At 67.8% G+C, this 25,562-nt stretch carries 24 protein-coding genes; 12 read left to right on the forward strand and 12 right to left on the reverse strand.

The genetic code is table 11. The features are described from left to right. Window positions 1-89: 89 nt before the first annotated feature. From rpoD to ACO1BU_RS18590, 3 genes are all read right to left on the reverse strand, one after another. A complete protein-coding gene (rpoD, locus tag ACO1BU_RS18580; RefSeq protein WP_424137462.1) occupies window positions 90-2,027 on the reverse strand; it encodes an RNA polymerase sigma factor RpoD in 1,938 nt (645 codons plus the stop codon). A gap of 71 nt (window positions 2,028-2,098) precedes the next feature. Next, the gene (dnaG, locus tag ACO1BU_RS18585; RefSeq protein ID WP_424137463.1) at window positions 2,099-4,015 is read right to left on the reverse strand and encodes a DNA primase; all 1,917 of its coding nucleotides are present in this window, start codon (window positions 4,013-4,015) and stop codon (window positions 2,099-2,101) included. A 41-nt stretch (window positions 4,016-4,056) separates the two neighbouring features. After that, entirely contained in the window at window positions 4,057-4,515 is a 459-nt protein-coding gene (locus tag ACO1BU_RS18590; RefSeq protein WP_424137464.1) for a GatB/YqeY domain-containing protein, read from the reverse strand. A 152-nt stretch (window positions 4,516-4,667) separates the two neighbouring features. Here ACO1BU_RS18590 and carA point away from each other — a divergent pair, with 152 nt between their 5' ends. The 7 genes from carA to ACO1BU_RS18625 all read left to right on the forward strand — a co-directional run bounded on the left by carA (window position 4,668) and on the right by ACO1BU_RS18625 (window position 14,526). Beyond that, window positions 4,668-6,077 (forward strand): glutamine-hydrolyzing carbamoyl-phosphate synthase small subunit, encoded by a 1,410-nt coding sequence (gene carA / locus ACO1BU_RS18595; RefSeq protein ID WP_424137515.1) that lies wholly within the window; start codon window positions 4,668-4,670, stop codon window positions 6,075-6,077. Window position 6,078: 1 nt separating this feature from the next. Then, window positions 6,079-6,723: a LysE family translocator gene (locus ACO1BU_RS18600; RefSeq protein ID WP_424137465.1), complete on the forward strand. Its 645-nt coding sequence runs from the start codon at window positions 6,079-6,081 to the stop codon at window positions 6,721-6,723. Next, a complete protein-coding gene (locus ACO1BU_RS18605) occupies window positions 6,720-6,968 on the forward strand; it encodes a hypothetical protein (protein WP_424137466.1) in 249 nt (82 codons plus the stop codon). Before ACO1BU_RS18600 ends, ACO1BU_RS18605 begins: the two co-directional genes overlap by 4 nt. A 71-nt stretch (window positions 6,969-7,039) precedes the next feature. Beyond that, on the forward strand, window positions 7,040-10,288 hold the full coding sequence (carB, locus tag ACO1BU_RS18610) for a carbamoyl-phosphate synthase large subunit (protein ID WP_424137467.1): 3,249 nt from the start codon (window positions 7,040-7,042) through the stop codon (window positions 10,286-10,288). Window positions 10,289-10,493: 205 nt separating this feature from the next. Continuing rightward, entirely contained in the window at window positions 10,494-10,967 is a 474-nt protein-coding gene (gene greA, locus ACO1BU_RS18615) for a transcription elongation factor GreA (protein WP_424137468.1), read from the forward strand. Between the two features lie 16 nt (window positions 10,968-10,983). Further along, window positions 10,984-12,231 carry a threonine ammonia-lyase gene (locus ACO1BU_RS18620; protein ID WP_424137469.1) on the forward strand — a complete coding sequence of 416 codons (1,248 nt, stop codon included), beginning with the start codon at window positions 10,984-10,986 and terminating at the stop codon, window positions 12,229-12,231. Between the two features lie 102 nt (window positions 12,232-12,333). Next, on the forward strand, window positions 12,334-14,526 hold the full coding sequence (locus ACO1BU_RS18625; protein ID WP_424137470.1) for a transglycosylase domain-containing protein: 2,193 nt from the start codon (window positions 12,334-12,336) through the stop codon (window positions 14,524-14,526). A 375-nt stretch (window positions 14,527-14,901) separates the two neighbouring features. Here ACO1BU_RS18625 and ACO1BU_RS18630 read toward each other — a convergent pair whose 3' ends face one another. Beyond that, complete coding sequence (locus ACO1BU_RS18630; protein WP_424137471.1) at window positions 14,902-15,381, reverse strand: Lrp/AsnC family transcriptional regulator; 480 nt, start codon at window positions 15,379-15,381, stop codon at window positions 14,902-14,904. A gap of 174 nt (window positions 15,382-15,555) precedes the next feature. Between ACO1BU_RS18630 and trxB the strand changes: the two genes are divergently transcribed. From trxB to ACO1BU_RS18645, 3 genes are all read left to right on the forward strand, one after another. Then, a complete protein-coding gene (trxB, locus tag ACO1BU_RS18635) occupies window positions 15,556-16,545 on the forward strand; it encodes a thioredoxin-disulfide reductase (RefSeq protein ID WP_424137472.1) in 990 nt (329 codons plus the stop codon). Continuing rightward, window positions 16,545-17,438 carry a LysR family transcriptional regulator gene (locus ACO1BU_RS18640; protein ID WP_424137473.1) on the forward strand — a complete coding sequence of 298 codons (894 nt, stop codon included), beginning with the start codon at window positions 16,545-16,547 and terminating at the stop codon, window positions 17,436-17,438. Before trxB ends, ACO1BU_RS18640 begins: the two co-directional genes overlap by 1 nt. A gap of 295 nt (window positions 17,439-17,733) precedes the next feature. Then, a complete protein-coding gene (locus tag ACO1BU_RS18645) occupies window positions 17,734-18,114 on the forward strand; it encodes a DUF6481 family protein (protein WP_424137474.1) in 381 nt (126 codons plus the stop codon). A gap of 203 nt (window positions 18,115-18,317) precedes the next feature. Here ACO1BU_RS18645 and ACO1BU_RS18650 read toward each other — a convergent pair whose 3' ends face one another. After that, a complete protein-coding gene (locus ACO1BU_RS18650; RefSeq protein WP_424137475.1) occupies window positions 18,318-19,304 on the reverse strand; it encodes a Bug family tripartite tricarboxylate transporter substrate binding protein in 987 nt (328 codons plus the stop codon). A 186-nt stretch (window positions 19,305-19,490) separates the two neighbouring features. On the opposite strand from ACO1BU_RS18650, the gene ACO1BU_RS18655 reads away from it, so the two are divergent. Continuing rightward, a complete protein-coding gene (locus ACO1BU_RS18655; protein WP_424137476.1) occupies window positions 19,491-20,372 on the forward strand; it encodes an alpha/beta fold hydrolase in 882 nt (293 codons plus the stop codon). 4 nt (window positions 20,373-20,376) lie between these two features. Here the strand turns inward: ACO1BU_RS18655 and ACO1BU_RS18660 are convergent, their stop codons facing one another. Continuing rightward, window positions 20,377-21,204, reverse strand: a complete 828-nt coding sequence (locus ACO1BU_RS18660) for an NAD kinase (RefSeq protein WP_424137477.1) — start codon at window positions 21,202-21,204, stop codon at window positions 20,377-20,379. Between the two features lie 260 nt (window positions 21,205-21,464). Here ACO1BU_RS18660 and ACO1BU_RS18665 point away from each other — a divergent pair, with 260 nt between their 5' ends. After that, a complete protein-coding gene (locus ACO1BU_RS18665; RefSeq protein WP_424137478.1) occupies window positions 21,465-22,433 on the forward strand; it encodes a Bug family tripartite tricarboxylate transporter substrate binding protein in 969 nt (322 codons plus the stop codon). 1 nt (window position 22,434) lies between these two features. On the opposite strand, the gene ACO1BU_RS18670 is transcribed toward ACO1BU_RS18665, so the two are convergent. The 6 genes from ACO1BU_RS18670 to rpsM all read right to left on the reverse strand — a co-directional run bounded on the left by ACO1BU_RS18670 (window position 22,435) and on the right by rpsM (window position 25,464). Continuing rightward, window positions 22,435-22,620, reverse strand: coding sequence for a hypothetical protein (locus tag ACO1BU_RS18670; RefSeq protein WP_424137479.1), 186 nt, complete (start codon window positions 22,618-22,620; stop codon window positions 22,435-22,437). Between the two features lie 91 nt (window positions 22,621-22,711). Further along, complete coding sequence (locus ACO1BU_RS18675) at window positions 22,712-23,134, reverse strand: hypothetical protein (RefSeq protein WP_424137480.1); 423 nt, start codon at window positions 23,132-23,134, stop codon at window positions 22,712-22,714. 59 nt (window positions 23,135-23,193) lie between these two features. Further along, window positions 23,194-23,619, reverse strand: a complete 426-nt coding sequence (gene rplQ / locus ACO1BU_RS18680; RefSeq protein WP_424137481.1) for a 50S ribosomal protein L17 — start codon at window positions 23,617-23,619, stop codon at window positions 23,194-23,196. A gap of 26 nt (window positions 23,620-23,645) precedes the next feature. Further along, window positions 23,646-24,659, reverse strand: coding sequence for a DNA-directed RNA polymerase subunit alpha (locus tag ACO1BU_RS18685; RefSeq protein WP_424137482.1), 1,014 nt, complete (start codon window positions 24,657-24,659; stop codon window positions 23,646-23,648). 27 nt (window positions 24,660-24,686) lie between these two features. Further along, complete coding sequence (rpsK, locus tag ACO1BU_RS18690; RefSeq protein WP_424137483.1) at window positions 24,687-25,085, reverse strand: 30S ribosomal protein S11; 399 nt, start codon at window positions 25,083-25,085, stop codon at window positions 24,687-24,689. Between the two features lies 1 nt (window position 25,086). Beyond that, window positions 25,087-25,464, reverse strand: coding sequence for a 30S ribosomal protein S13 (gene rpsM / locus ACO1BU_RS18695; RefSeq protein ID WP_424137484.1), 378 nt, complete (start codon window positions 25,462-25,464; stop codon window positions 25,087-25,089). Window positions 25,465-25,562: the final 98 nt, after the last annotated feature.

The following is a 25,562-nucleotide window of genomic DNA, read 5'->3' on the forward strand; positions in this document are numbered from 1 at the left end:
GCAGGCTCACTTCCGATACTCCGGCCTGTTACGGGAAGTTCCATGTCACGCCGCCAGGCCATGCGGCCCGGCGGTCATTCACCCGTCCTTCAGCTATCCAGGAAGGAACGCAGCTTACGGCTGCGGGTCGGGTGCTTGAGCTTGCGCAGCGCCTTCGCCTCGATCTGGCGGATGCGCTCGCGCGTCACGTTGAACTGCTGGCCGACCTCTTCCAGCGTGTGGTCCGTATTCATGCCGATGCCGAAGCGCATGCGAAGAACACGCTCCTCACGCGGCGTGAGGGAGGACAGCACGCGGGTGGTCGCCTCGCGCAAGTTGGACTGGATCGCGGCGTCCAGTGGGATGATCGCTGCCTTGTCCTCGATGAAGTCGCCGAGATGGCTGTCTTCCTCGTCGCCGATTGGCGTCTCGAGGGAGATCGGCTCCTTGGCGATCTTCAGGACCTTGCGGACCTTCTCCAGCGGCATGCCGAGCTTCTCGGCCAGTTCCTCCGGCTGCGGCTCGCGGCCGATCTCGTGCAGCATCTGGCGCGAAGTGCGGACCAGCTTGTTGATCGTCTCGATCATATGCACGGGGATGCGGATGGTGCGGGCCTGGTCCGCAATGGACCGGGTGATCGCCTGACGGATCCACCAGGTGGCATAGGTGGAGAACTTGTAACCGCGGCGGTACTCGAACTTATCCACCGCCTTCATCAGGCCGATATTGCCTTCCTGGATCAGGTCCAGGAACTGCAGACCGCGATTCGTGTACTTCTTGGCGATGGAGATCACGAGGCGGAGATTTGCCTCGATCATCTCCTTCTTCGCCTGGGTCATGTCCCGCTCGCCGCGGGACACGGTGGAGTAGACGCGCTTGTACTCGCCCACCGGCAGGCCGGTCAGGGCGGCAACCTTGCCAATTTCGGCGCGGACAGCCTCGGCATCCTCGCGGCTGTTCGCCACGAAGCTCTGCCAGGCCTTACCCTTCAGCTTGGAAATACGGTCGAACCAGGCCGGATCCATCTCCGAGCCCTGCCACTGCTCCAGGAACTCGGCACGCTTGACCTTGTGGCTCTCCGCCAGGCGCAGGATCTGGCCCTCAAGGCCCACCAGCTTGCGGTAGAGGCCCTTGATCTGGTCGACCAACTCCTCGATCCGGTTGTTGTGCAGATGCACCTTCTGCACCAGCGCAACCAGTTCCTGGCGCTGCTTCTCGTAGGACTTCTCGGACTTGCCCGCGAGTTCCTCGCCGGAGGTATAGGCCTCCATACGCTTGGAGGACATCTTCTCGAGCTTGGAGTAAGCGGCCTCGATCGCCTCGAAGGCAGCCAGCGCCTCCGGCTTCAGCTTTTCCTCCAGAGCGGAGAGGGACAGGCCGACACCCTCGCCCTCCTCGCCTTCCTCGAACTCCTCGGCCTCCGGCGGCGGGCCGTCCGGCATGTCGGCGTTGTTGGTGGCTTCCAGGTCGATCACGTCGCGCAGGAGCATCTTCCCGTCGCGCACGGCCTCGTGCCAGCCGACAATGGCGCGGAAGGTAAGCGGGCTCTCGCACAGCCCGCCGATCATCATGTCGCGGCCAGCCTCGATACGCTTGGCGATCGCGATCTCGCCCTCACGCGAGAGCAGCTCCACGCTGCCCATCTCGCGGAGATACATGCGGACGGGGTCGTCGGTCCGACCGAGGGACTCCTCGTCGACGTTGCCGCCGCCCTCCTCGTCGTCCTCGGACTTCTCCTTGCCTTCCTCTTCCTCGCCCTCGGCCTTGGCGGCAGTCTTCTTTTCCGGATCCTCGTCGGCGCTTTCCTCAGCCTCGACGAGGTTGATGCCCATCTCGGAGAGGAGGGCCATGGTGTCCTCGATCTGCTCCGAGGAGACCTGTTCCTGCGGCAGGGCGGCGTTCAGCTCATCATAGGTGACGTAGCCACGCTCCTTGCCCTTCGCGAGCATCTTCTTGACGGAGGCCAGCAGGCTGTCGAGCAGCGCGCCCTCCACCGCTTCATCCCGGTGCTCCGCCGTCTCCGTGCCGCCTGCCACCTTCGTCGCCATGCCTGTCTCCCGCCACGGATGGAAACTCCGGCGGACGGGTGCGGCCGCCGCCAGAGAATGAAGCCTCTACCCTATGGAGTGGCGCTGTCAGCGCCGTCCTCCAGCCCCGTCTCACCACGGCGGAGCGCAGAAAGGGCCAAGCTGAGGCGGATGACGCGCGAATGGGCCACGGCGTCATTCGCCGCCTTCGATTCGCGCACCGCCTCTTCCAGGTCCTCGACCAGCGCGCCCTCGCCCCGCAGGAAGCCGAAGAAGTGCCACCAGCCTGCCAGGGTCTCACCGGGCTGGGCATCGGGGCTGGCTTCCCGCGGGAGGCCAGTCGCGCGCATGACCCAAGCCCGGGCCTCGTTCAGGCCGGTCGCGTCCAAGTGGGCAACCAGATCAGCCGAGTCAAGCGAGCTATCCCCGCCATTTGACGGTTCCGTGAGGCCTTGTGCCTCTTCCATCAGGGCCTGGTCGGCATGCCAAGCCAGGAGGGCCGCCTGGAGCGCTGAGGGATGGCCATGGGGCAGCTCCAGCAGGGCAAAGGCCTCCTCTACCTCATTCAGCAGCCAGGGATGGGCCAGGGTGATGGCGAGAAGGCAGCGGGCCTGTTCGATCCGTGTCGCTTCGATGGCTGGGGAGGGACGTGGGGGCAGGCGCGGCGGGGGCTTGAAGCCCTGGCGGGCGCCACGGGGCAGGAAGCCCCCTCCCCCTCCCCCGCCGGTGCGCTGGGGCCGCGGAGGGCGCGTGCTCTCGAAGAAGCGGTCCAGCAGGGCGCGGCGGTATTCGGCGGCCAGGGCTTTGTCGGGGATGCGGCTGGCGGCGGCGGCCAGGTCGTTTCGGAACGCCGCGCGGCCCTCCGGCGTGCCCAAGGGGCGGTCGCCGGCCATCAGGTCGTAAAGAGCCGCGGAGAATGGCTTTTTCGCCTTCAGCACCGCGTCGAAAGCGGCCGGCCCCTTGGCGCGGATCAGCTCATCCGGGTCCTTGCCGCCCTCCACTGTCGCGAAATGCAAGGTGCGCTCGGTGCCGAGCAGGGGAAGGATCATATCGGCGGTGCGGGCGGCCGCGCGTATCCCGGCGGCGTCGGCATCCAAGCAGAGGATGGGCGCGGGGGTGACCTTCCAGATCTCCTCCATCTGCTCCGGCGTCAGGGCGGTGCCGAGAGGAGCGACGGCACCCTCGAACCCCGCCTGGTGCAGGGCGATGACGTCCATGTAGCCCTCGGCCACGATCAGCTCGGCCTTGCCACGGAAGACCGCCTCCCGCGCCATGTCCAGGCCGTAGAGGGTGCGGCGCTTGGAGAAGACGTCGGTCTCCGGGCCATTCAGGTATTTGGGCTGGCCGTCCCCCAGTATCCGGCCACCGAAGGAGACGATGCGGCCCCGGCGGTCCCGGATGGGAAACATGACGCGGTTATAGAAGAAGTCGTTATAGGCCCCTTCCCGTCCCTCGGCGGGCTTGAGGAGGCCGGCTTCGGCCAGTTGGCGCGGCTCGATGCCCAGGGATTTCAGTTCGGCGGCCAGGGCGCCACGGCCCGCGCCGGACCACCCAAGGCCAAAGCGGGCAATAGTCTCATCTGTCAGGCCGCGGCGCCGGAGGTAATCGAGGCCCTCCCGCCCCTCGGGCGAGTGAAGTTGGCGCTGCATGACTTCGGCGGCGGCGGCCAGCACGTCGTGAAGGGTGCGGGCCTTGGCCTCCCGCGCTGCCTGGCGGGGGGATTCTTTCGGAACCTCCAACCCGGCTTCATGGGCCAGGCGCTCCACTGCTTCCCGGAAGGGCAGGCCCTCGGTCTGCATGGTGAAGCCGATGGCATCCCCGTGCTGGCCGCAGCCGAAGCAGTGGTAGTGGTCGTCATAGACGTAAAAGGAGGGAGTCTTCTCGTTGTGGAAGGGGCAGCACCCCTTCCACTGACGCCCGTTGCGGGTGAGCTTGACCTTCCGGCCGATAAGCGGCGGTAAGGGTGTGCGCGCGCGCAGCTCGTCAAGAAAGTTGGGCGGGAGGGCCATGGGCCCTCCCCTGTAGCATTCCCGGGCTCAGAGCCCCAGCTTCAACCGCCCAGCGCGGCCTTCACCATCGGCCCGGCCTTGGCCATGTCCAGCACCGCCGCGTGCTTCGCCTTCAGCGCGGCCATGACCTTGCCCATATCCTTGATGGACGAGGCGCCGGTCTCGGCCACAGCCTCCTTCACGGCAGCCTGCATCGCGGCCTCATCCAACTGCTGGGGCAGGAAGGACTCGATCACCGCGATCTCGGCCTCTTCCTTCTCCGCCAGCTCGGGGCGGTTGCCCTGGCGGTACAATTCCACGCTTTCCCGCCGGGACTTCACCATGCCGCGCAGAAGGGAGGTGATCTGCTCCTCCGGAATCTGGTCCACGCCAGAGGGGCGGGAAGCGATGTCGGCATCCTTCAGCTTGGCCGTGATCATGCGGATGGTGGACACGCGGGCGGTGTCGCCGGCCCGCATGGCGGCCTTCAATTCCTCGGTGAAGCGGGCGCGCAGGCTCATGATCGGGGTCTCCTGAGTTCGGGCGCGGGGTTTAGAGCGGATCGGGCCAGGGAGCCATGGAGGGGCGCCATGCGAGAGCCTGGGAAGTGACTTCCCAATCCAGCATGCAATTCGTCCTTCCCCTGGGAAGCCATTTCCCACATATTCAGGGCATGCGGACGGTCGAGCAGATTCTGACCCTGATGGGTGGCGCCAGCGCGGCAGCGGCGCATTGCGGCATAGGCACGGAAGCCATCCGCAAATGGCGTCAGGCTCGAGCGATTCCACCCCGTCACTGGCCGGCGGTGCTGACCGCAACCGGGCTTTCGCTGGAAGACCTGCCCCGCGCCGATGCCGATCCGCTGACCCATTCCGCTGCCCACCCGGCCCAGGAGCCCTCGATGACCTCTGCCTCGACGAACGCCCTGGATGCCAATGCCGTTCCTGAGGGAGCGACGGCCTGCCTGGTGCTCAGCAATGGCAAGGTCATCTGGGGCCGCGGCTTTGGCGCCCCGGGCCGGAAGGCCGGCGAGGTCTGCTTCAACACGGGTATGACCGGGTATCAGGAGACGCTGACCGACCCCTCCTATGCCGGGCAGATCATCACCTTCACCTTCCCGCATATCGGCAATGTCGGCGCCAATGCTGAGGATATTGAGGCGATCACCCCCGCCGCCCGCGGCCTGGTGGTGAAGCAGGACCTCACCGAGCCCTCCAACTACCGCGCCACCCGGCACCTGGATGACTGGCTGAAGAGCCATGGCGTGCCCGGCATCTCCGGTGTGGACACCCGCGCCCTGACTGTCCTGATCCGCGATGCCGGCGCCCCGAACGGCGTGATCTGCCACGCGCCGGACGGAAAATTTGATCTGGCCGCGCTGCGGGCCGAGGCCGCAGGCTGGCCGGGGCTGGAGGGCATGGACCTGGCGAAGGAGGTGTCCTGCCGCCAATCCTACAAGTGGGACGAGGCGCTCTGGGCCTGGGGCCAGGGCTACGGCAAGCAGACCGCGCCGAAGCACCGGGTCGTGGCCGTGGATTACGGCGCCAAGCGCAACATCCTGCGCTGCCTGGCCGATGCCGGCTGCGAGGTGACCGTGGTTCCCGCCACCGCCACCGCCGAGGAGATCCTGCGGCACGGGCCGGATGGCGTCTTCCTCTCCAATGGTCCCGGCGATCCAGCGGCGACGGGCGAATATGCGGTTCCGGCCATCCGGGGCGTGCTGGATGCGGGCAAGCCGGTCTTCGGCATCTGCCTGGGGCATCAGCTTCTCGCGCTCGCTCTCGGCGCCAAGACCTACAAGCTCGATCGCGGCCATCGCGGCGCGAACCAGCCGGTGAAGGACCTCGCCACGGGCAAGGTGGAGATCACCTCTCAGAATCACGGCTTCGCGGTGGACGACAAGTCTCTGCCCGAGGGCGTACGGGTGACGCATGTGAGCCTGTTTGACGGCTCCAACGAGGGCATCGCCTGCGAGGCGCGGAACGCCTTTTCCGTGCAGTACCACCCGGAGGCCTCCCCCGGCCCGAGCGACAGCCATTACCTGTTCCATCGCTTCACCGACATGATGACAAAGGTGGGGTAGCTTGCCCTCCCTCGCCTCCCTACTCGCCTTCGCGGCCCTGTCGGTCGGTCTCGCGCTCACGCCGGGGCCGAACCTCCTCTATCTCGTCTCCCGCAGCCTGACTCAGGGAACGCGGGCGGGCATGGTGTCGCTGATCGGGTGCCAGGCGGGAAGCCTGGTCATCATGCTCGGCGCGGCGGCGGGAATCACGGCGGCGCTGCTGGCCGTGCCCTATGCCTATGACGCGATGCGGCTGGGCGGCGCGGGCTATCTGGCCTGGCTGGCCTGGCTGGCCTGGCAGAGCGTGCGGCCCGGCGGGGCTGCGCTGTTCTCGCCGCGGCCCATTCCTCCGGAGGGCGGCCTGCGCCTCTTCTCGCTGGGTTTCGCCACGGCCGCGCTGAACCCGAAGGTGGCGCTGTTCTATGTGGCCGTGCTGCCGGCCTTCATGGATCCGGAGCGCGGCAGCCTCTTCATGCAGGGGCTGGTGCTGGGCGCGATCCAGATTGGCATCTGCACCATCTTCGACGCGCTGATCGTGGCGGGCGCGGGCGGCGTCTCGCGCCTTCTCTCCGCACGGCCGGTCTGGCTGGCGGTGCAGCGCTGGGTGCTTGGCGCGGCGCTGGCCCTTCTGGCGGTGAAGCTGCTGACGGCGGATTCCCGCGCGTGATCCGGCTGTTGTTCCTGGCACTGCCGCTCTCGCTTCTGGGCTGGTGGACGCTGCGCCGCGTGGGCCAGCCGCGCGACAAGGCCTGGATGGGCGGCGTCGCCATCTCCTTCATCGCCCTCGGCGGCGTCGTGTTCTTCTCCGGTGACGGGTTCGAGACCGGGCGCAGCCTGGCCGCCGGGCTCTGGGCCGGCGTGCATCTCCTGTTGTTCCTCGTGCTCTGGCCCTTCCTGGGGCGCGCGCGGTGAGCAGCCCCTTTCCTCACTCGGGCGCCCCCGGCGCCATCATCCTGTTCCTGCTGCCCCGGAGGGCCTGAGCCATGCCGAAGCGCACCGACATCCAATCCATCATGATCATCGGCGCCGGCCCGATCATCATCGGTCAGGCCAGTGAGTTCGACTATTCCGGCGCTCAGGCCTGCAAGGCGCTACGCGCCGAGGGCTACCGGGTGATCCTGGTGAACTCCAATCCCGCCACGATCATGACCGATCCGGATCTGGCGGATGCGACCTATATCGAGCCGATCACGCCGGAGGTGGTTGAGAAGATCATCGCCAAGGAGAAGCCGGACGCCCTCCTGCCGACCATGGGCGGGCAGACCGCGCTGAACACGGCGCTGAAGCTGGCCGATGCAGGCGTGCTGGAGAAGCATGGCTGCGAGTTGATCGGCGCCAAGGCCGAGGTCATCGACAAGGCCGAGGACCGGCTGAAGTTCCGCGATGCCATGACCAAGATCGGCATCGAGAGCCCGCGCAGTCACATCGCCCACACCATGCAGGAGGCCTGGGAAGGGCTGGAGCAGGTGAAGCTGCCCTGCGTCATCCGCCCCTCCTTCACCCTCGGCGGCACGGGCGGCGGCATCGCCTATAACCGCGAGGAATTCGAGCAGATCGTCGCCTCCGGCCTTGATGCGTCCATGACGACCGAGGTGCTGATCGAGGAGAGCGTGCTCGGCTGGAAGGAATACGAGATGGAGGTGGTCCGCGACTCCGCGGATAACTGCATCATCGTCTGCTCCATCGAGAACCTGGACCCGATGGGCGTGCACACCGGTGACTCCGTCACCATCGCCCCGGCGCTGACGCTGACCGACAAGGAATACCAGCGCATGCGCGATGCCAGCATCGCCTGCCTGCGCGAAATCGGCGTCGATACCGGCGGGTCGAATGTGCAGTTCGGCATCAACCCCGCCGATGGCCGCATGGTCGTCATCGAGATGAACCCGCGCGTCTCACGCTCCTCGGCGCTCGCCTCCAAGGCCACCGGCTTCCCGATTGCCAAGATCGCGGCGAAGCTGGCCGTGGGCTACACGCTGGACGAGCTGACGAACGACATCACAAAGACCACGCCAGCCGCCTTCGAGCCGACCATCGACTATGTCGTCGTGAAGATCCCGCGCTTCACCTTCGAGAAGTTCCCGGGCACGCCGAACACGCTGACGACCAGCATGAAGTCGGTCGGCGAGACCATGGCGATCGGCCGCTCTTTCCCCGAGGCGCTGCAGAAGGGCCTGCGCGGGCTGGAGACGGGCCTTTCGGGCCTGGATGATGTGGCCGTCCCGGGTGATGGCTCGCCGGAGGCCTATTTCGCGGCCCTCGCCACGCCGACGCCGGACCGCATCCTCATCGTGGCCCAGGCTCTCCGCGCCGGGCTCAGCGTTGATGCGATTCACGAGGCCTGCAAGTTCGACCCCTGGTTCCTGCGCGAGACCGAGAAGCTGGTGCAGGCCGAGGCCGGCGTGATCCAGAACGGCCTGCCGACCGACGCCACCGGCATGCGCCGCCTGAAGGCCATGGGCTTCTCCGACAAGCGCCTGGCGAAGCTCGCCGGCCTTTCCGAGCCCGAGGTCGAGACGCGCCGCACGCGGCTGGGCGTGCAGCCCGTCTACAAGCGCATCGACACCTGCGCGGCCGAGTTCGCCTCCAGCACGCCTTATATGTACTCTACCTATGAGGGCGGATTCGGCACGCCGGTCTGCGAGAGCGACCCGACCGACCGGAAAAAAGTGGTCATCCTCGGCGGCGGCCCGAACCGCATCGGCCAGGGCATCGAATTCGACTACTGCTGCGTCCACGCCGCCTATGCGCTGCGCGAGGCCGGGTTCGAGACCATCATGGTCAACTGCAACCCGGAAACGGTTTCCACCGACTACGACACTTCCGACCGGCTGTATTTCGAGCCGCTGACGGCTGAAGACGTGATCGCCCTGATCCGCAAGGAGCAGGAGAAGGGCACGCTGCTGGGCTGCATTGTGCAGTATGGCGGGCAGACGCCGCTCAAGCTCTCCCAGGCTCTGGACAAGGCGGGGATCCCGATCCTCGGCACCTCCGCCGAGGCGATCGATATCGCCGAGGACCGCGAGCGCTTCCAACAATTGCTGAAGGGCCTCGGCCTGAAGCAGCCGCAGAACGGGATTGCCCGCAACCTCGAGGAGGCGGCGAAGGAAGCCGAGCGGATCGGTTATCCGGTGGTGGTGCGCCCATCCTATGTGCTCGGCGGGCGCGCGATGGAAATCGCCTACAACCACGAGCAGCTGCTGCGCTTCGGCAAGGAGGCGGTGAAGGTCTCGGGCGAGAACCCGATCCTGATCGACCAATACCTGCAGGACGCGATCGAGGTGGATGTGGACTGCATCGCGGATGCCGCGGGCGAGGTCTATGTCGCGGGCGTCATGGAGCATATCGAGGAAGCCGGCATCCATTCCGGCGACAGCGCCTGCTCCCTGCCCCCCTATTCCCTGCCGCCGGCCATCATCACCGAGTTGAAGGCCGAGACCGAGGCCATGGCGCGGGCCCTGAAGGTGCAGGGCCTGATGAATGTGCAGTATGCCGTGAAGGACGGAGAGATCTTCGTCCTGGAGGTGAATCCGCGCGCATCCCGCACTGTGCCCTTCGTGGCCAAGGCGACCGGCGTGCCGGTGGCCAAGATCGGCGCGCGGGTCATGGCGGGCGCCAAGCTGGCCGAGTTCCACCTCGATGACAGCCTGATCAACCGCCATGTCGCGGTGAAGGAAGCGGTGTTCCCCTTCAACCGCTTCCCGGGCGTGGATGTGCTGCTCGGGCCGGAGATGAAGAGCACGGGCGAGGTGATGGGGCTGGATCTTTCCTTCGAGCGGGCCTTCCTCAAGTCCCAGATGGGGGCTGGCGTGAAGTTGCCAGAGGGCGGCACGGCCTTCATCTCGGTGAAGGATTCCGACAAGGCGGCGGCGGTCTCCCTCGCCCGCCGTCTGTCGGAGATGGGTTTCGACATCCTGGCCACCCGTGGCACCGCAGCCCGCCTGCGGGAAGCGGGACTGGCGGTCCGCGTCGTGAACAAGGTTCTTGAAGGGCGGCCGCATTGCGTGGATGCCATCAAGTCCGGCGAGATCCAGCTGGTGATCAACACCACAGGCAGTGGGCGGTCAGTCAGCGACAGTTTCGACATCCGCCGAAGCGCCCTGACACAGGGCGTTCCGCACTACACCACGATCGCAGGCGCCCGGGCTGCGGTGCATGCCATCGCGGCCCTCCGGGCGGGGACCCTTGATGTGGCGCCCCTTCAGGCGTATTTTCAGCCTTCGTTCTCCTAGCGGGTTCTGAACAAACCTGCACTGGGTTGGGGCGGGACCGGCATCCTCCATCGGGGTGAGCCGGCGCCCGCCTCAAGCGTTTTCAGCCCCGCCGCGCCTCCCGGGAGGGGGGCGCGGCGGATGCATCATAAGCCGTCCGATGCGCCCTCATTCCGGGGGTGCAGAGGTGGCCATGAGCCTTATGTCGTATTGAGGGATCGCCGCTGTGCAGAAGTTCCCGATGACCGCCGAGGGCCTCGCCCGTCTCGAGGAAGAGCTTCGCGTCCTGCGCGCCGAGGAACGCCCGGCCGTGATCCGCGCCATTGCCGAAGCCCGCGCCCATGGCGACCTTTCCGAGAATGCCGAGTATCACGCGGCGCGCGAGAAGCAGTCCTTCATCGAGGGCCGGATCGCGGATCTGGAATCCGTCATCCCCTCGGTCGAGGTGATCGACACCTCCAAGCTCTCGGGCGACCAGGTTCGCTTCGGCGCCAAGGTCACGATCGTTGACGAGGAGACGGAGGAAGAAAAGACCTACCGTATCATCGGTGCCTATGAGGCCGACATGAAGAACGGGTCGATCTCCATCTCCTCCCCGCTCGCCAAGGCCCTGATCGGGCGCAAGGTGGGCGACAGCGTCGAGGTTCCGGCGCCTGGCGGCTCGCGCTCCGTCGAGATCACTGCCGTCTCCTACACCTAATTTCAGGGGTCTAGCGATGTCGCTGGCGCGGGCGGTCACGGCCCATCCGGTCGTCTCGGCGCCTGCCGTGACGCTGGCCGATGTTCAGGCGGCGGCGGAACGGATCCGCGGCGCCATCCTGCGTACCCCGCTGGTGGAGCCGCATGCCGTGGCCCGGATCGCCGGCGCCCGTGTGCTGCTGAAGCTGGACAGCCTCCAGGCTACCGGCGCCTTCAAGGAGCGCGGGGCAGCGAACCGGCTCGCCCTGCTCTCCGCGCGGGAGCGGGAGGCGGGGGTGATCGCCATGTCGGCGGGCAACCATGCCCAGGCCGTGGCGCGGCATGCCTCCCTGCTGGGGGTCCGCGCGACCATCGTGATGCCGCGCTTCACCCCGGCCACCAAGGTCGTCCGGACCGAGGGCTGGGGCGCCCATGTCGTCTTGCATGGGGAGACGCTGGCCGAGGCTGCGGCCCATGCCCATGAGCTGGCGCTGCGGGACGGGCTGGTCTTCGTGCACCCCTATGACGATCCCGCCGTGATCGCCGGCCAGGGCACCATGGCCCTGGAGATCCTGGAGGATGCCGGGGAACTGGACGCCATCATCCTGCCGGTTGGCGGGGGCGGGTTGCTGGCCGGCTGCGCCGCTGCCATTGCCGAGGCTCGCCCGGGGCTGAAGGTCTATGGCGTGGAGGTGGAAGGTTATCCCGCCATGGCCCAGCGCCTGGCAGGCAAGCCGGTCCTCGTCGGCGGGCCCACCGTGGCCGAGGGCATCGCGGTGCGTGATGTGGGCGAGTTGCCCTTCACCCTGTTGCGCGACATGGGCATTGAGGTTCTGGTTGTGCCTGAAGCGGCAGTGGAGCAGGCCATCGCCGTGCTGGCCGAGAACGCCAAGGTGACGGCCGAGGGCGCTGGCGCCGCCGGACTTGCCGCCGTGCTGGCCCACCCTGCCCTCTTTGCTGGCAAGCGCGTGGCGACCACGGTCTGCGGTGGCAATATCGACCCCCGCATCCTCGCCAATGTCTTGCTGCGCAACCTGCTGCGTGACGGGCGCATCCTGCGCCTGCATCTGGATATCCCCGACCGCCCGGGTGTGCTGGCCGACATCTCCACCCGCGTCGCCGCTGCCGGCGGCAATGTGATCGAGGTGAGCCATCAGCGTCTCTTTGCCGCGCCCTCCGTCCAGACGGCGGAGCTGGAGCTGATGGTGGAGGTGCGCGACGCCGCCCAGGGCGCCGCCATCGTCGCGGCGCTGGAGGCAGGCGACTACGTGGTACGGCGCGGGTAAGCCCGCCATACCGGGAGCTGTCCTAAATGAGGGGTCTTGGCCCCTGAGAGCTTGGCGGGGGGCCGATGTGACGGGAATCGCGGAAAGGGCAGGCAGAGGCTGATGCCGGGCGCCACTGCCGCAGCGGCCGACGCCCGGCCGCGCTCACGAACCGTTCGGGTCCTACGGGCCGTCTTCCGTCCGGCGCATGTCCTGCTCGGCCTCTCCCTCGCCGCCCTGGCGGTTGTGGCCTTCCTTGGCTGGTGCCTGATCCGCATCCCCGTGGGCGGCGGAATGACGCCTGACGCCTCGCCGGCCTCCCTGATCCTGGAGGCGCGGGACGGCGCGGCCTTCGCGGCACGCGGCAGCCTGCATGGTGACCCCATCCAGCCGGATGCCATCCCCAAGCCCCTGATGGATGCGGTGGTGGCCATCGAGGACCGGCGCTTCTTCGAACATCACGGCGTGGACCTGCGCGGCATCGCTCGCGCGCTTTGGCGCAACCTCACCGGCGACAACCGGCCGGAGGGGGCGAGCACCATCACCCAGCAGCTCGCACGACTGCTTTACCTCTCCCAGGAACGGAGCCTGATCCGGAAAACGCAGGAGGCGATGCTCGCCCTGTGGCTGGAGACGCGGCTGAGCAAGGAAGAGATCCTCGCCCGCTACCTGAACAGCGCCTATTTCGGCGCAGGGGCCACCGGGGCGGATGCGGCGGCGCGGCGCTACTTCGGCAAGCCAGCCACGGAGGTGAACCTGGCCGAGGCTGCCATGCTGGCCGGGCTGGTCCGCGCGCCTTCCGCCCTGGCGCCCACGCGCAATCCGGAAGCGGCCCGGCGCCGGGCGGATCTGGTGCTCTCGGTCGTTGAGGAGACGGGTCGCACCACGCCTGAGGAAGTGGCGGCCGCCCGCGCTGCGCCCCCTGCCCTGCGCACCCCGCCCGAAACCCAGCCCGGCCGTGGCTATTTCGCCGACTGGGTGGAAAGTGAGGCGCGGCGCCTGGTTGGGCCGATTCCGATCGACCTAGCGGTTCGCAGTACGCTGGACCCCGCCCTGCAGGATCTGGCCGAGCGCATCGTGGCGCGGTGGCTGGACCGAGAGGGCGAGCGGCAGAAGGTCGGACAGGCCGCGCTGCTGGCGATTTCGCATGAGGGTGCGGTGCTGGCGGCGGTGGGCGGCCGGGACTACACGGCCAGCCAGTTCAACCGCATCACCCAGGCCCGCCGGCAACCCGGGTCGCTGTTCAAGCTCTTCACCTATGCGGCGGCGCTGGAGGGCGGGATGCGGCCCGACAGCATGGTGGTGGACCAGCCTGTCACCATCGGAAACTGGTCCCCAGGCAATGCCTCGGGTGGCTTTCGCGGCCCCATGACCCTGCGACAGGCCTTCGCCCAATCCGTGAACACAGTGGCGGTACAACTCTTCCAGGCTACGGGACGGGGCCGGGTGCTGGACGTGGCGAAGCGGATGGGGCTGCGCTCGCAGATGCCGGAGGGACCGAGCATCGCCCTCGGCAGCGGCGAGGTGACCTTGCTGGAGATGGTTTCGGCCTTTGCCTCCATCCCCGGCAATCATGCAGTGGAACCCTATGTGGTGCGCGGCGTGCGAGCGCGGGACCGGACGCTCTACACGCGGCCGGAAGGGATGCAGGCCGGCGCGCCGGTCCTTTCCTCCGCGGCGCAGCAGGGCATGCTGGACCTGATGCTCTCGGTGGTGCGGGAAGGCACGGGGCGTGCGGCGCGGCTGGACCGCCCGGTGGCCGGCAAGACCGGCACGACGCAGGACAACCGCGATGCCTGGTTCATCGGCATGACGGCCGATGTGGTTGTCGGCGTCTGGGTCGGAAATGACGACAACTCGCCCATGCAGAATGTCAGCGGCGGCGGGCTGCCGGCACGGATCTGGCACGACTTCGTAGCCGAGGCCGACCGCGTGAAGACCGTTGAGGCCCCGCTTCCGGCGGAAGCCCCCGCCACCACCGCCGAGGCACCGCGCCAGGTGGCCCCGCTCCGCGGCCCGGCGAGGGTGGTGGACACGGCCACGCTGCGGATCGGGGACCGGGCCGTGCAACTGGTCGGCGTGGTTGGCATGGGCGGGGAATACGCCCGCGACATGGAATCCTTCATCGGCGGGCGCGACGTGGTGTGCGAACCAGCAGGTGACGGCGCACATCGCTGCACAGTAGGCGGGCGTGACCTGTCCGAGGTGGTGCTCTCCAATGGAGGTGGACGGGCCTCAGCGGAAGCCTCCCCGGTGCTGCGGCGGAACGAGGCCGCGGCGCGCGCGCGGGGATTGGGGATCTGGGGCGGGCGATAAGAAGGAGGGGGAAGAATAACCTCTTCCCCGCGCTCCCATCGTTCTTTCTCCCGGTTCCAATCTGCGCGGGTTAGGGCGCGCGCCGTGCCATCAGCCAGGGGGAACGAAATCGAACCCCCAGGCCTCGGTAATCTGAGCCGGCCGGAGCCCTCCCGATTCCTGTCGACAGCCGGCCCAGATGTCGAAAGACACGTCCTCCGTCCCGGCCGCGTCTGACGCGCCGCATAAGGTCGAGAAAGCATCGAGCCCCGGGCTCCGCCGACGCCGCGTCAGCGACTGGCGGTCTGATCACTCACGGCCCGGGTACTGCGGCGGGTCCGAAAACCTGGCCCGGCGGCCGGGTCGGATACGTCGCTCGCTGGGCTAAGGGTAGGCCTACCCCTCCACCGGCACCCCGGCCTCGTCCTTGGAGGTGCGGATGGTCTGCAGCGTCCGGACATGCATCACGGTGGCCGCACCGGTCAGGCGGTTGGTCAGCTCGTTCTCATGGGCGGGGTTGCGGGCCACCAGGCGCAACAGGAAGTCGCCGCCGCCACGAATCATGTGGCATTCCCGCACTTCCGGCCATTCGCGCACCATAGCCTCAAAGGCCTCCAGCACTGGCAGCTTCTGGCTCTCCAGCCCGACCACGGCGAAGAAGGTGATTTCCCAGCCGAGCGCCGTCGGGTCCACATCGGCGTGGTAGCCGCGGATCACGCCCGTCTCCTCCAGGCGCCGGACCCGGCGCAGGCAGGGGGGAGCGGAAAGGCCGACCTTCGCGGCCAGGGCCACATTCGTCATGCGGCCGTCGGCCTGCAGCTCCCGCAGAATGTCGCGGTCGGTGGCGTCGAGGGCGGCAGGGCCGAGGTTGCTCAAGGGTGGGTCTTCTCTCGGGGCCGTTCGGGTCTGGACGCTCCAGGGCGGCGGACTATCCCCCGTCAGGGGGGGCGTCTTCAAGGGTGCCGGCCGAGGTAACACAGGGGTGGTGCAACGCACTTCGCACACCGATATGGTAGGCTTGCGACTCTGTACTGCACTTGGAACATGGACGTGGCCGAAACCCACCGCACGCGACTACTCATCCTTGGGGCCGGGCCGGCCGGCTATACCGCGGCCATCTATGCGGCACGGGCAGGGCTGGAGCCGATCCTGGTCGCGGGCCTCCAGCCCGGCGGGCAGCTGACCATCACCACCGATGTGGAAAATTACCCGGGCTTCGCAGCCGCGGTTCAGGGCCCCTGGCTGATGGACCAGATGCGGGCCCAGGCCGAACATGTGGGTACGCGGATCATCCAGGACGTGATCACGGAGGTGGACCTCTCCACACGGCCTCTCCGCGCCACCGGCGATTCGGGGGATCTCTATGAGACCTCGGCCATGGTGATCGCCACGGGCGCCCAGGCGCGCTGGCTCGGCATCCCCGGGGAGAAGGAGCTCTCCGGCTTCGGCGTCTCCGCCTGCGCCACCTGCGATGGCTTCTTCTTCCGCGGCCGGGAGGTAGCGGTGATCGGCGGCGGCAACTCGGCGGTGGAGGAGGCCCTCTACCTCGCCGGGCTGGCTTCCAAGGTCACGCTGATCCATCGCCGGGACAGCCTGCGGGCCGAGCGCATCATGCAGGAGCGGCTGTTCAGCCACCCCCGGATCTCGATCCTCTGGAACACGGTGGTCGAGGAGGCGCTGCCCACCGAGGGCAAGCTGCGCGCCCTGCGGGCGCTGAAGCTGCACGATACTCAGGGCGGCGGGCGGTTCGAGCTGCCGGTGGACGGCATGTTCGTGGCCATCGGGCACGACCCCGCCACTTCCCTCTTCCGCGGCCAGCTCGAGACCGATGAGGACGGCTATATCGTGACCCAACCGGGCTCCACCCGCACCAGCGTGCCGGGGGTCTTCGCCGCGGGCGACGTGCAGGACCGGATCTATCGCCAGGCCGTCACGGCGGCCGGCAGCGGGTGCATGGCCGCGCTGGATGCCGAGAAATGGCTGGCCCACATGCCGGACGACGCCCCAGCAGTCGCGGCCTATGACGCGGTGGACGGCTGATGCCGCTCGATTGGGACAAGCTCCGGGTCTTCCACGCCGTCGCGGAGGCAGGATCCTTCACCCATGCCGGTGACACGCTGAATCTCAGCCAGTCCGCCGTCTCCCGCCAGATCCAGGCGCTGGAGGAAAGCCTTCAGGTGCCGCTCTTCCACCGCCATGCGCGCGGCCTGATCCTGACGGAGCAGGGCGAGACGCTGAACAAGACGGTGCGCGAGGTCTTTGCGAAGCTGGCCATGACCGAGGCCCTGCTGACCGAGAGCCGAGAGCGTGCGGCAGGCCGGCTGAAGGTGACGACCACCACAGGCTTCGGATCAACCTGGCTCGCGCCAAGGCTGGAGCGCTTCCTGAAGCTTCATCCGGAGGTGACCGTCACCCTGCTGCTGGACGACACGGAGCTGGACCTGGCGATGCGCGAGGCGGACCTGGCCATCCGCATGCACCCGCCCCGCCAGCCCGACCTGATCCAACGTCATATCGCGACCTTCGGCTGGAAGGTGGTGGGATCGCCGGAATACCTGCGCACCGCGGGAATTCCGCAGCGGGCGGAGGACCTGGATGCCCATCGCCTGATCATCTACGGCGACTACCGGCCGCCGGTGGACGACATCAACTGGCTGGCAGAGGCCGGGCGGCGTCCGGGATCACCGCGACGCGCGGTGGTGGAGGTGAACTCCCTCCCAGCCATGCTGCGGGCCGTGCGCTCGGGCCTCGGGGTGGCTGCGCTGCCGGACTATATGGGCGACGACCTTGCCGACCTTGTACCCGTGCTGACCGATCTGAAAGCGCCGAAGATCGAGGCCTTCTTCGTCTATCCGGAGGAGATGCGGAACTCGAAGCGTGTGGCGGTGTTCCGCGACTTCCTGGTCGCGGAACTGGCTGGCGGAACAGGCTAAGGCATGTTGCATCGCGTTATGCGCTGTCCGCATGGCCGGCACCCGCACTTCGCACGCGCAGCATGACCAAACGAAGCATAGGCTCGGTTTCGTTCGGTAATTGAGCCGAACGGGGTCGATGGACCCCGCGTCTCCCAGACGTGAAGCCTCCCTGTATGTCACTTGCCCGGAAGGCTCTTGCTTTCCGGGCTTTCTTTTTCCTGTGTGCAGTGCCACCTGACGCGCATCCCGCGGCGCGGCTCGCCGGATCCGAAAATGACAGGCCAGGGCCGGAAAAGGACCCCGACAGAGAACCATGATGCGAACCCTTAAGGGCACAGACTTCAACGACCGCAGCAAGAATTCCTTGGAGGCCAAAAAGGCTCTCCTTGAGCGCTTCAAGGCGCGGCCGACGGCGGATGACCCGACGGTGCTGGCCCGGCAGGAAGAGCGCCGGCAGATCATCGAGGCCCGCGAGGCGCGGGAAGCCGAGCGGCGTCGCCTGAAGGAAGAGGAGAAGGCCCGCCAGGAGGCCGAGCGCCTGCGACTGATCGCCGAGGAGGAGGCCCGCCAGGCCGAACTCGCCCGACAGGCGGCCGAAGCCGCCGAGGCGGCCCGGCAGGCCCTGATCGAGGCGAAGCTGGAGCGCGACCGCCGTTACGCGGCGCGCAAGGCTCGGGCGAAGGGAAAGAAGTAAGCCGCCTCGTCTTCCAGGATTTGCGTTGGACGCCGTCGGCTCCCTCAGGGGCCGGCGGCGTTTTCATGCGGGGAGACGGATGACCGGCTCTGCCCCGAGGCGGCGGAATCCGGCCGGCGAGCCCAGTAGATCCGCCAGGCCGCCCATTTGACAGGGCCTCGCTGCAGCACCTGGCTGAGGTGCTGCGCCCGTGCCGCACGCGGTCAGTCCGGCTTTACGTTCGCCACGCGAATGACTTCGGCCCAGCGCGCAATATCCTCTTTCAGGAAGGCCCCCATCGCCTCGGCGTCCCGGATATTGACGGTCATGCCGACTTCGGTCGTGCGGGTGCGGACAGGCTCTCGCGCCATGGCCGCGAGGGCCAGTTCCCGCAGCCGAGCCAAGGCGGGTGCCGGCACGGCAGCGGGCGCGAAGAGGCCGAACCAGGCATCTGCCTCTACGCCTGGCACGCCGGCCTCGGCCAGGGTGGGCAGTTCCGGCAGATGCGGCGAGCGGCGGGGCGAGGCCACGGCCAGGGCGCGAAGCTTGCCAGACTGCACCTGGGAAAGGATGGTCGGGGTGGTCGCGAAGCTCACCTGCACATGGCCGCCCAGCAGGTCGTTCAGCATGGGCGAGGAGCCGCGATAGGGAACATGCACCATGTCCACGCCGGTCCTGGTCTTGAACAGTTCCAGGGTCAGGTGCGAGGCTGAGCCCTGGCCAGTCGAGGCGCAGGTGATTTGACCGGGTTGCGCGCGGGCCAGGGCCAGCAGGTCTGACACGCTGCGCGCCGGCACGTCTGGGCGCACCACCAGGATGTGCTGCAGGTCGGCCAGCCCGGCGATCGGGGCAAAATCCTTCAGAGGATCGTAGCCACCGCCATCGGGCAGCAGCGAGACATTGGTGGCATGGGTCTGGTTGGAAGCGAGCATGATCTGTGTGCCATCCGCCGGCCCCGTGGCGACGCGGCGCGAACCGATCGAACCGCCGCCGCCTGCCAGGTTCTCCACAACCACAGGGACGCTCAGATCCTTCGCCATTTCGGCGGCAACGAGGCGGGCGAGGACATCGGTGGAGCCCCCAGCCGGATAGGGCACGACCAGTGCGATCGGGCGGGTGGGGGTCCAGGCGGCCTGCGCGCGGGCTGCGCCAGGCAGGAGCGCCGCCGTGGGAAGGATGAGGGCGTGGCGGCGCCTGATCGTAATGGCCATTGGGGAATCTCCCTTCCCGTCCTGCTCCCGGCACGGGGATGAGGTGACGGATGGCATGGATCTGCGGATGGCGGAACGGCCTCGTTGCGATGGCGGGGGGTGTGCCACCTGCGGGGCCAGGATGACGGCAGACGTCAGCCGGGGCAGGATGGGTTCTCGCGGCACAGGCGCCGGCAAGGAGGCAGCATGTTCTTCGAGGGCTTCACACTCGAGACACGCGAGGCGAACGGGATCTCGCTGCGCCTGCGCCGTGGCGGCGAGGGGCCGCCACTGCTGCTGCTGCACGGCAACCCGCAAACCCACGTCATGTGGCACAAGGTCGCACCAGTGCTGGCGCGGCGCTTCACCGTGATCTGCCCGGACCTGCGCGGCTACGGCTTCAGCGGCAAGCCCGCCGTCTCACCGGGGAGCCTGCCCTTCTCCAAGCGCGAGATGGCGGCCGATATGGCGGCGCTGATGGTCGGGCTAGGCTTCGAGCGATTCGGTGTGGTGAGCCATGATCGCGGCGCGCGCGTGGCGCACCGGCTGGCGCTGGATCATGCCGATCGGGTGGAGCGGCTCTGCACCATGGATATCGTGCCGACGCTCGCGCATTTCGAGCGGACCGACATGGCCTTCGCCATGGGCTACTATCACTGGTTCTTCCTGGCCCAGAAGCATCCCATCCCCGAGCGCATGATCCGGCGGGACGTGGAGGATTGGTTTCGCCTGCACACCAGCCGGGAGCCGAAGGATGATGGTTTCTTCCATCCAGAAGCGCGCACCGACTACATCGCCGCGCTGCATCTGGACGGCACGGTCGAGTCCATCTGCGAGGATTACCGCGCCGCGACCGGGATCGACCTGGAGCATGACCGTGCCTCTCGCGAGGCCGGGCAGCGGCTGCGCTGCCCATTGCTGGCGCTTTGGGGCACGAAAGGAAAGATCGGGCAGTGGTACGAGCCGCTGTCGCTGTGGCGCGAATACGCGGACGGGCCGGTCACGGGTGGACCGGTGAACAGCGGGCACTATCTGGCGGAGGAAGCGCCGGAGGAGGTGCTGGCGGCGCTGGACGGGTTCCTGGGCTGACCTCTCAGACCGTGAATTGCTCTGCGAGGATGCGCTCGGGCAGTCCCTGATCCGGATCAAAGAGCATCGTCAGACGGACGCGGTGATCCTCGCAGATTTCCACGCGGTAAATGTTGCGCACCTCCGTGTAATCGGCGACGGCTGCGACGGGGCGCTTCTCCGCTTCCAGAATGTCGAAGGCGACGCTGGCATTGCCGGGCAGCAGCGCGCCGCGCCAGCGGCGGGGGCGGAAGGCGGAGATCGGCGTCATGGCCAGCAGATTCGTCCCCAAAGGGATGATCGGACCATGGGCGGAGAGGTTGTAGGCCGTGCTGCCCGCCGGGGTAGCGACCAGGATACCATCGCAGATCAGCTCGGGCAGGCGAACCTTGCCATCCACGAGAATGCGGATCTTGGCGGCCTGCCGCGTCTCACGCAGCAGGGAGACCTCGTTGATCGCCAGGGCCTCATTCACCGTGCCGGCCGCATCGGTCGTTCGCATTCGGAGGGGCTGGAGGGAGGCGGCCTGGGCGGATCTCAGGCGTTCGAGCAGGCCATCCTCGCGATAGGGGTTCATCAGGAAGCCGACGCTGCCGCGATTCATGCCATAGATCGGCATATTCTTGCCAAGGAACCGGTGCTGCGTTTCCAGCATCGCGCCATCGCCGCCCAGGGCAACCACCACCGCGGCCTCCTCCGCCGGGGCATCCCCATAGAGGCGGGCCAGGCGCTCGCGGGCGGCATTGGCCTCCTCGGTGGCGGCGGCCACGAAGGCGATGCGGCCCGTCAGGTCTTCCGGCAGCTCGCGTACCGCGTCCGGGTCGGGCGCGCCACCCAGAAGGGCGGCGGTCATGTGCATCCCCCGACGGCCAGCGCCGGGCCTTTGCGCCTTCCCTTCCCCATCATGGCTGACCCAGTCGGGGCGGATGGGGCGGCGCCGGGATTCATTTGCACGACCATGACGCGAATACGGGGCTCCAGAGCAGCGAAATGCGGCCAGGGTGTCGCATCAAGCGCGTCCCGGTGGCCGGCGGCAAGGGTGGGTAGGGCGGGGTTGACGCGGGAGGTGCAGAGTGGCCTCCATCCCCGCAAATGCGCTGGAGGACGTCTTCCATGTTTCATCGTCGCGCCTTGCTGGGCGGTGCAGCCGTGCTGGCCGCACCGCGCGTGTTGCAAGCCCAGCCCGCCTGGCCGAACCGCCCCATCCGCCTGATCGTGGCCTTCGCTGCGGGCGGGGCAGCGGACAGCGTGGCTCGCGTCCTGGCCCCGCGGATTGGCGAAAAGCTGGGACAGACCGTGGTGGTGGAGAACCGCACGGGCGGCAGCGGTTCGAATGGTGGCGCCGTGGTCGCGCAGGCGGCGCCGGACGGCCATACGCTGCTCTGGGATGCGTCCTCGCACATCGTGAATCCGAGCCTGCTCAAGGGCCTGTCTTTCGATTACGCGACAGCCTTCCTGCCGGTCACCCTGGCGACCACCTTCCCCCAGGTACTGGCTGTGAAGGCAGACAATCCGGCGCGGAGCGTGGCGGAGTTCATAGCCCAGGCAAAGGCACAGCCAGGTAGGCTGAACATCGGAACCCAGGGCAATGCAACGGCCGGGCACCTGGCGCTGGCGCATTTCCAGCGCCTGGCAGGGATCGAGCTGACCCATGCGCCCTATCGTGGCGGCGCCGATGCGGCTCGCGACCTCGCAGCCGGCGTCCTGGACGGGGCTTTCATCACGGCGCTATCCGCCGGGCCCATCGCAGATTCCGGGCGGGCCCGGTTGCTCGCCGTAGCAACGGAGGCTCGCCTGCCGTCGCGCCCTGATCTTCCGACCTTCGCGGAGGCGGGCGTGCCCGGGCTCACCATCGCGGAGTGGTGCGCCCTTTTCGCCCCCGCGGGGACACCGATGCCAGTTGCGGAGCGGCTGCACGCCGCCACCGTCGCGGCCCTGCAGGATTCCGAGGTGAAGGCCCGGCTGGACCAGCTGGTAGACGTGCCCGTCGGCTCCAGCCCGGCCGATTTCGCGCGCTTCGTCCAAGAGGGACGCGCCACCATGGCCACGCTGGTACGGGAGGCCAATATCCGGGCGGAATAGGTTAGCTCCCTCGGCCGGGCGGACCTCCGCGCGCGGAGGCCCGTCCCATCAACCCGGTGACCAGGGCGGCGATGAGGGCGAGCCCGGCCACGATCAGTAGCGCGACCGAGAAACCAAACTGCACAATGCGCGCCACCAGCGCGAGCAGGGCAAAAACGACGGCGAGGCCGAGAGCCCAACGCATCATCGCATGCAGTCCTTTCCAGATCCGTCTCTGGAACGGCCGGCCCGGCCCCACGTTGCCGGGATAGCGCCTCGGGGCACGCTGGATCCCAGCCCTATTCCGATCGGAAGGACCGGAGATCTGGTTTCACTGCCAGGACCGCCTCGGCCAGCGGCGCAGGCCAGGGTGCACCCCGTGTCGGGACAGTGAGGCTGGCCACGCCCTCGTCGAGCAGAAGCAAGTAGAAGCGCTCAGTTTTGCTGTCATAGCCGAGGAACAGGCCGGCCTCGGCACAATCGCCCCCGTCGCAGGTCCATCCAAAGATGTAGCGGTTCCTCGCCGCCCGTAGCGAGCCGGGATCAGCGGCATGTAGATGGCGCAGGATATAGGTCTGGCGCCCACGAACTACTGAGCGGAACCCGATCGAGACGTCCGGATGAGCCGCGAGCGCCGCCACGGGCTGCCCCACGAGGGTGAGGGGCGACGGCTCCGGCACATAGTCCGACCGGGCCGGTGTGGCAAAGAGGAGGGTTACCAAAAGCAGAAGGGCGAGTGGTCTCCCACCCGCCCTCCACCAAACCCTTCGGCGAGGCGTGCTCACGCCTCGGCCGTCTCTTCCTCCGCCACCTCAGGCTTCGGACCGCTGTCCAGGCCCTTGGCGGCCACATCGCGCTCGACGAGTTCGATCACCGCCATCTGGGCGGCATCGCCGTAGCGGACACCAGCGCGCAGCACGCGCGTGTAACCGCCGTTCCGAGCCGAGTAGCGCGGCGCGAGCGTGTCGAACAGCTTGCGGACTACCGCCTCATCGCGGATTTGCGCAGCCGCCTGACGGCGGGCATGCAGGTCGCCGCGCTTGCCGAGGGTGATGATGCGCTCGACATACGGGCGCAGCTCCTTGGCCTTCGGCAGGGTGGTGGTGATCTGCTCGTGCTTGAGCAGGCTGGTCGCCATGTTACGGAACATGGAGATCCGGTGAGCGGAGGTGACGCCGAGCTTCCGGCCCGAGATCCCGTGACGCATTAACTTAGTCCTTTCCTACAGGCCGCTCAGAAGGGCTCGTCGACCTTGCGGGCCAGGTCCTCGATATTCTCCGGCGGCCAGCCGGGGACATTCATGCCGAGCTGCAGGCCCATGGAGGTAAGAACCTCCTTGATCTCGTTGAGAGACTTACGGCCGAAGTTCGGAGTGCGGAGCATCTCCTGCTCAGACTTCTGAACGAGATCACCGATATAGACGATGTTATCGTTCTTCAGGCAGTTCGCCGAGCGGACGGAGAGTTCAAGCTCGTCCACCTTACGGAGCAGGTTGCGGTTGAACGGCAGGTCATCCTCGACCTCGGCGGCGCGTGCCTCACGCGGCTCGTCGAAGTTGATGAAGAGCTGCAGCTGATCCTGCAGGATACGGGCGGCCAGAGCCACGGCGTCATCCGGCGAGACCGTGCCGTCCGTCTCCACGTTCAGTACGAGCTTGTCGTAGTCCGTGCGCTGGCCAACGCGGGTCGGCTCCACGCGATAGGCCACGCGGCGCACCGGCGAGTAGATTGCGTCCACCGGGATCAGGCCGATGGGCGCATCCTCGGGCCGGTTCTCGGAAGCCGGAACATAGCCCTTGCCCGTCGCGACCGTCAGCTCGGCGTTCAGCCGCGCGCCATCATCGAGCGTGCAGATGACCAGCTCCGGGTTGGCGATCTCGATATCGCCCGTCACCTGGATCTGGCCGGCCGTCACCTCGCCCGGGCCAGTCGCCGTCAGGGAGAGGCGCTTGGAGCCCTCGCCCTGCATACGGATGGCCAGACGCTTGATGTTCAGGACGATGTCCGTCACGTCCTCGCGTACGCCGGGGAGGCTGCTGAACTCGTGCAGCGCGCCCTCGATCTGCACCGCCGTCACGGCCGCCCCCTGAAGGGAGGACAGCAGGACGCGGCGCAGCGCGTTGCCCAGCGTCATGCCGAAGCCGCGCTCCAGCGGCTCGGCAATGATGGTCGCCGAGCGAGCAGGATCCTGCCCACCTTCGACCTCAAGCCGCTCCGGCTTGATCAGGGACCGCCAATTGCGATCCATCGCGCCACTCATGGTGGTCTTACCCCCTCAGACGCGGCGCCGCTTGCGGGGGCGGCAGCCATTGTGCGGAATCGGCGTCACGTCCTTGATCGCGGTGACGTAGAAGCCGACGGCCTGGAGGGCACGAAGCGCGCTCTCGCGGCCCGACCCGGGACCGGAGACCATGATCTCCAGCGTCTCCATGCCGTGCTCGCGCGCCTTCTTGCCCGCGTCCTCGGCCGCGACCTGCGCGGCATAGGGAGTGGACTTGCGGCTGCCCTTGAAGCCCTGGGAACCGGAGGACGACCAGGCGATCGCGTTGCCCTGGCTGTCCGTAATCGTGACGATCGTGTTGTTGAAGGAGGCGAGGACGTGTGCCACGCCGGAAGAGATGTTCTTCCGTTCCTTCTTGCGGGGACGGGCGCCCCCGGTCGGCTGACGGGCCATCTTACTTGGTCACCTTCTTCTTGCCGGCGATCGCCACGGCCTTGCCCTTACGGGTGCGCGCGTTCGTGTGCGTGCGCTGGCCGCGCACCGGCAGGCCGCGGCGATGACGGAGGCCGCGGTAGCAGGCCATGTCCATCAGCCGCTTGATGTTCATCGCCACTTCGCGGCGCAGGTCACCCTCAACGCGGAAATCGCGGTCAAGCGTCTCGCGCAGGCGGAGCAGCTCGTCCTCGGAGAGCTGGTTCACCCGGCGCTCCTCGGGGATACCGAGCTTCGCGCAGATGTCGGCCGCGTTCTTCGGACCGATGCCATAGATGTAGCGCAGCGAAATGTGCACGCGCTTGTTGTCGGGGATGTTCACGCCGGCGATGCGCGCCACGTTGCTCTCCTGGAGCCGATGCTCCGTTCGGGCCGGTCGGTGGAGCCGCCCGGCGAGGTGATCCTGACCCCTCCGCCGCAGCGGCCGGGCCAATCTTG

The sequence above is a fragment of the Roseomonas chloroacetimidivorans genome, from assembly GCF_049629625.1.
In the GTDB taxonomy this organism is placed as follows: Bacteria; Pseudomonadota; Alphaproteobacteria; order Acetobacterales; family Acetobacteraceae; genus Roseomonas; species Roseomonas chloroacetimidivorans.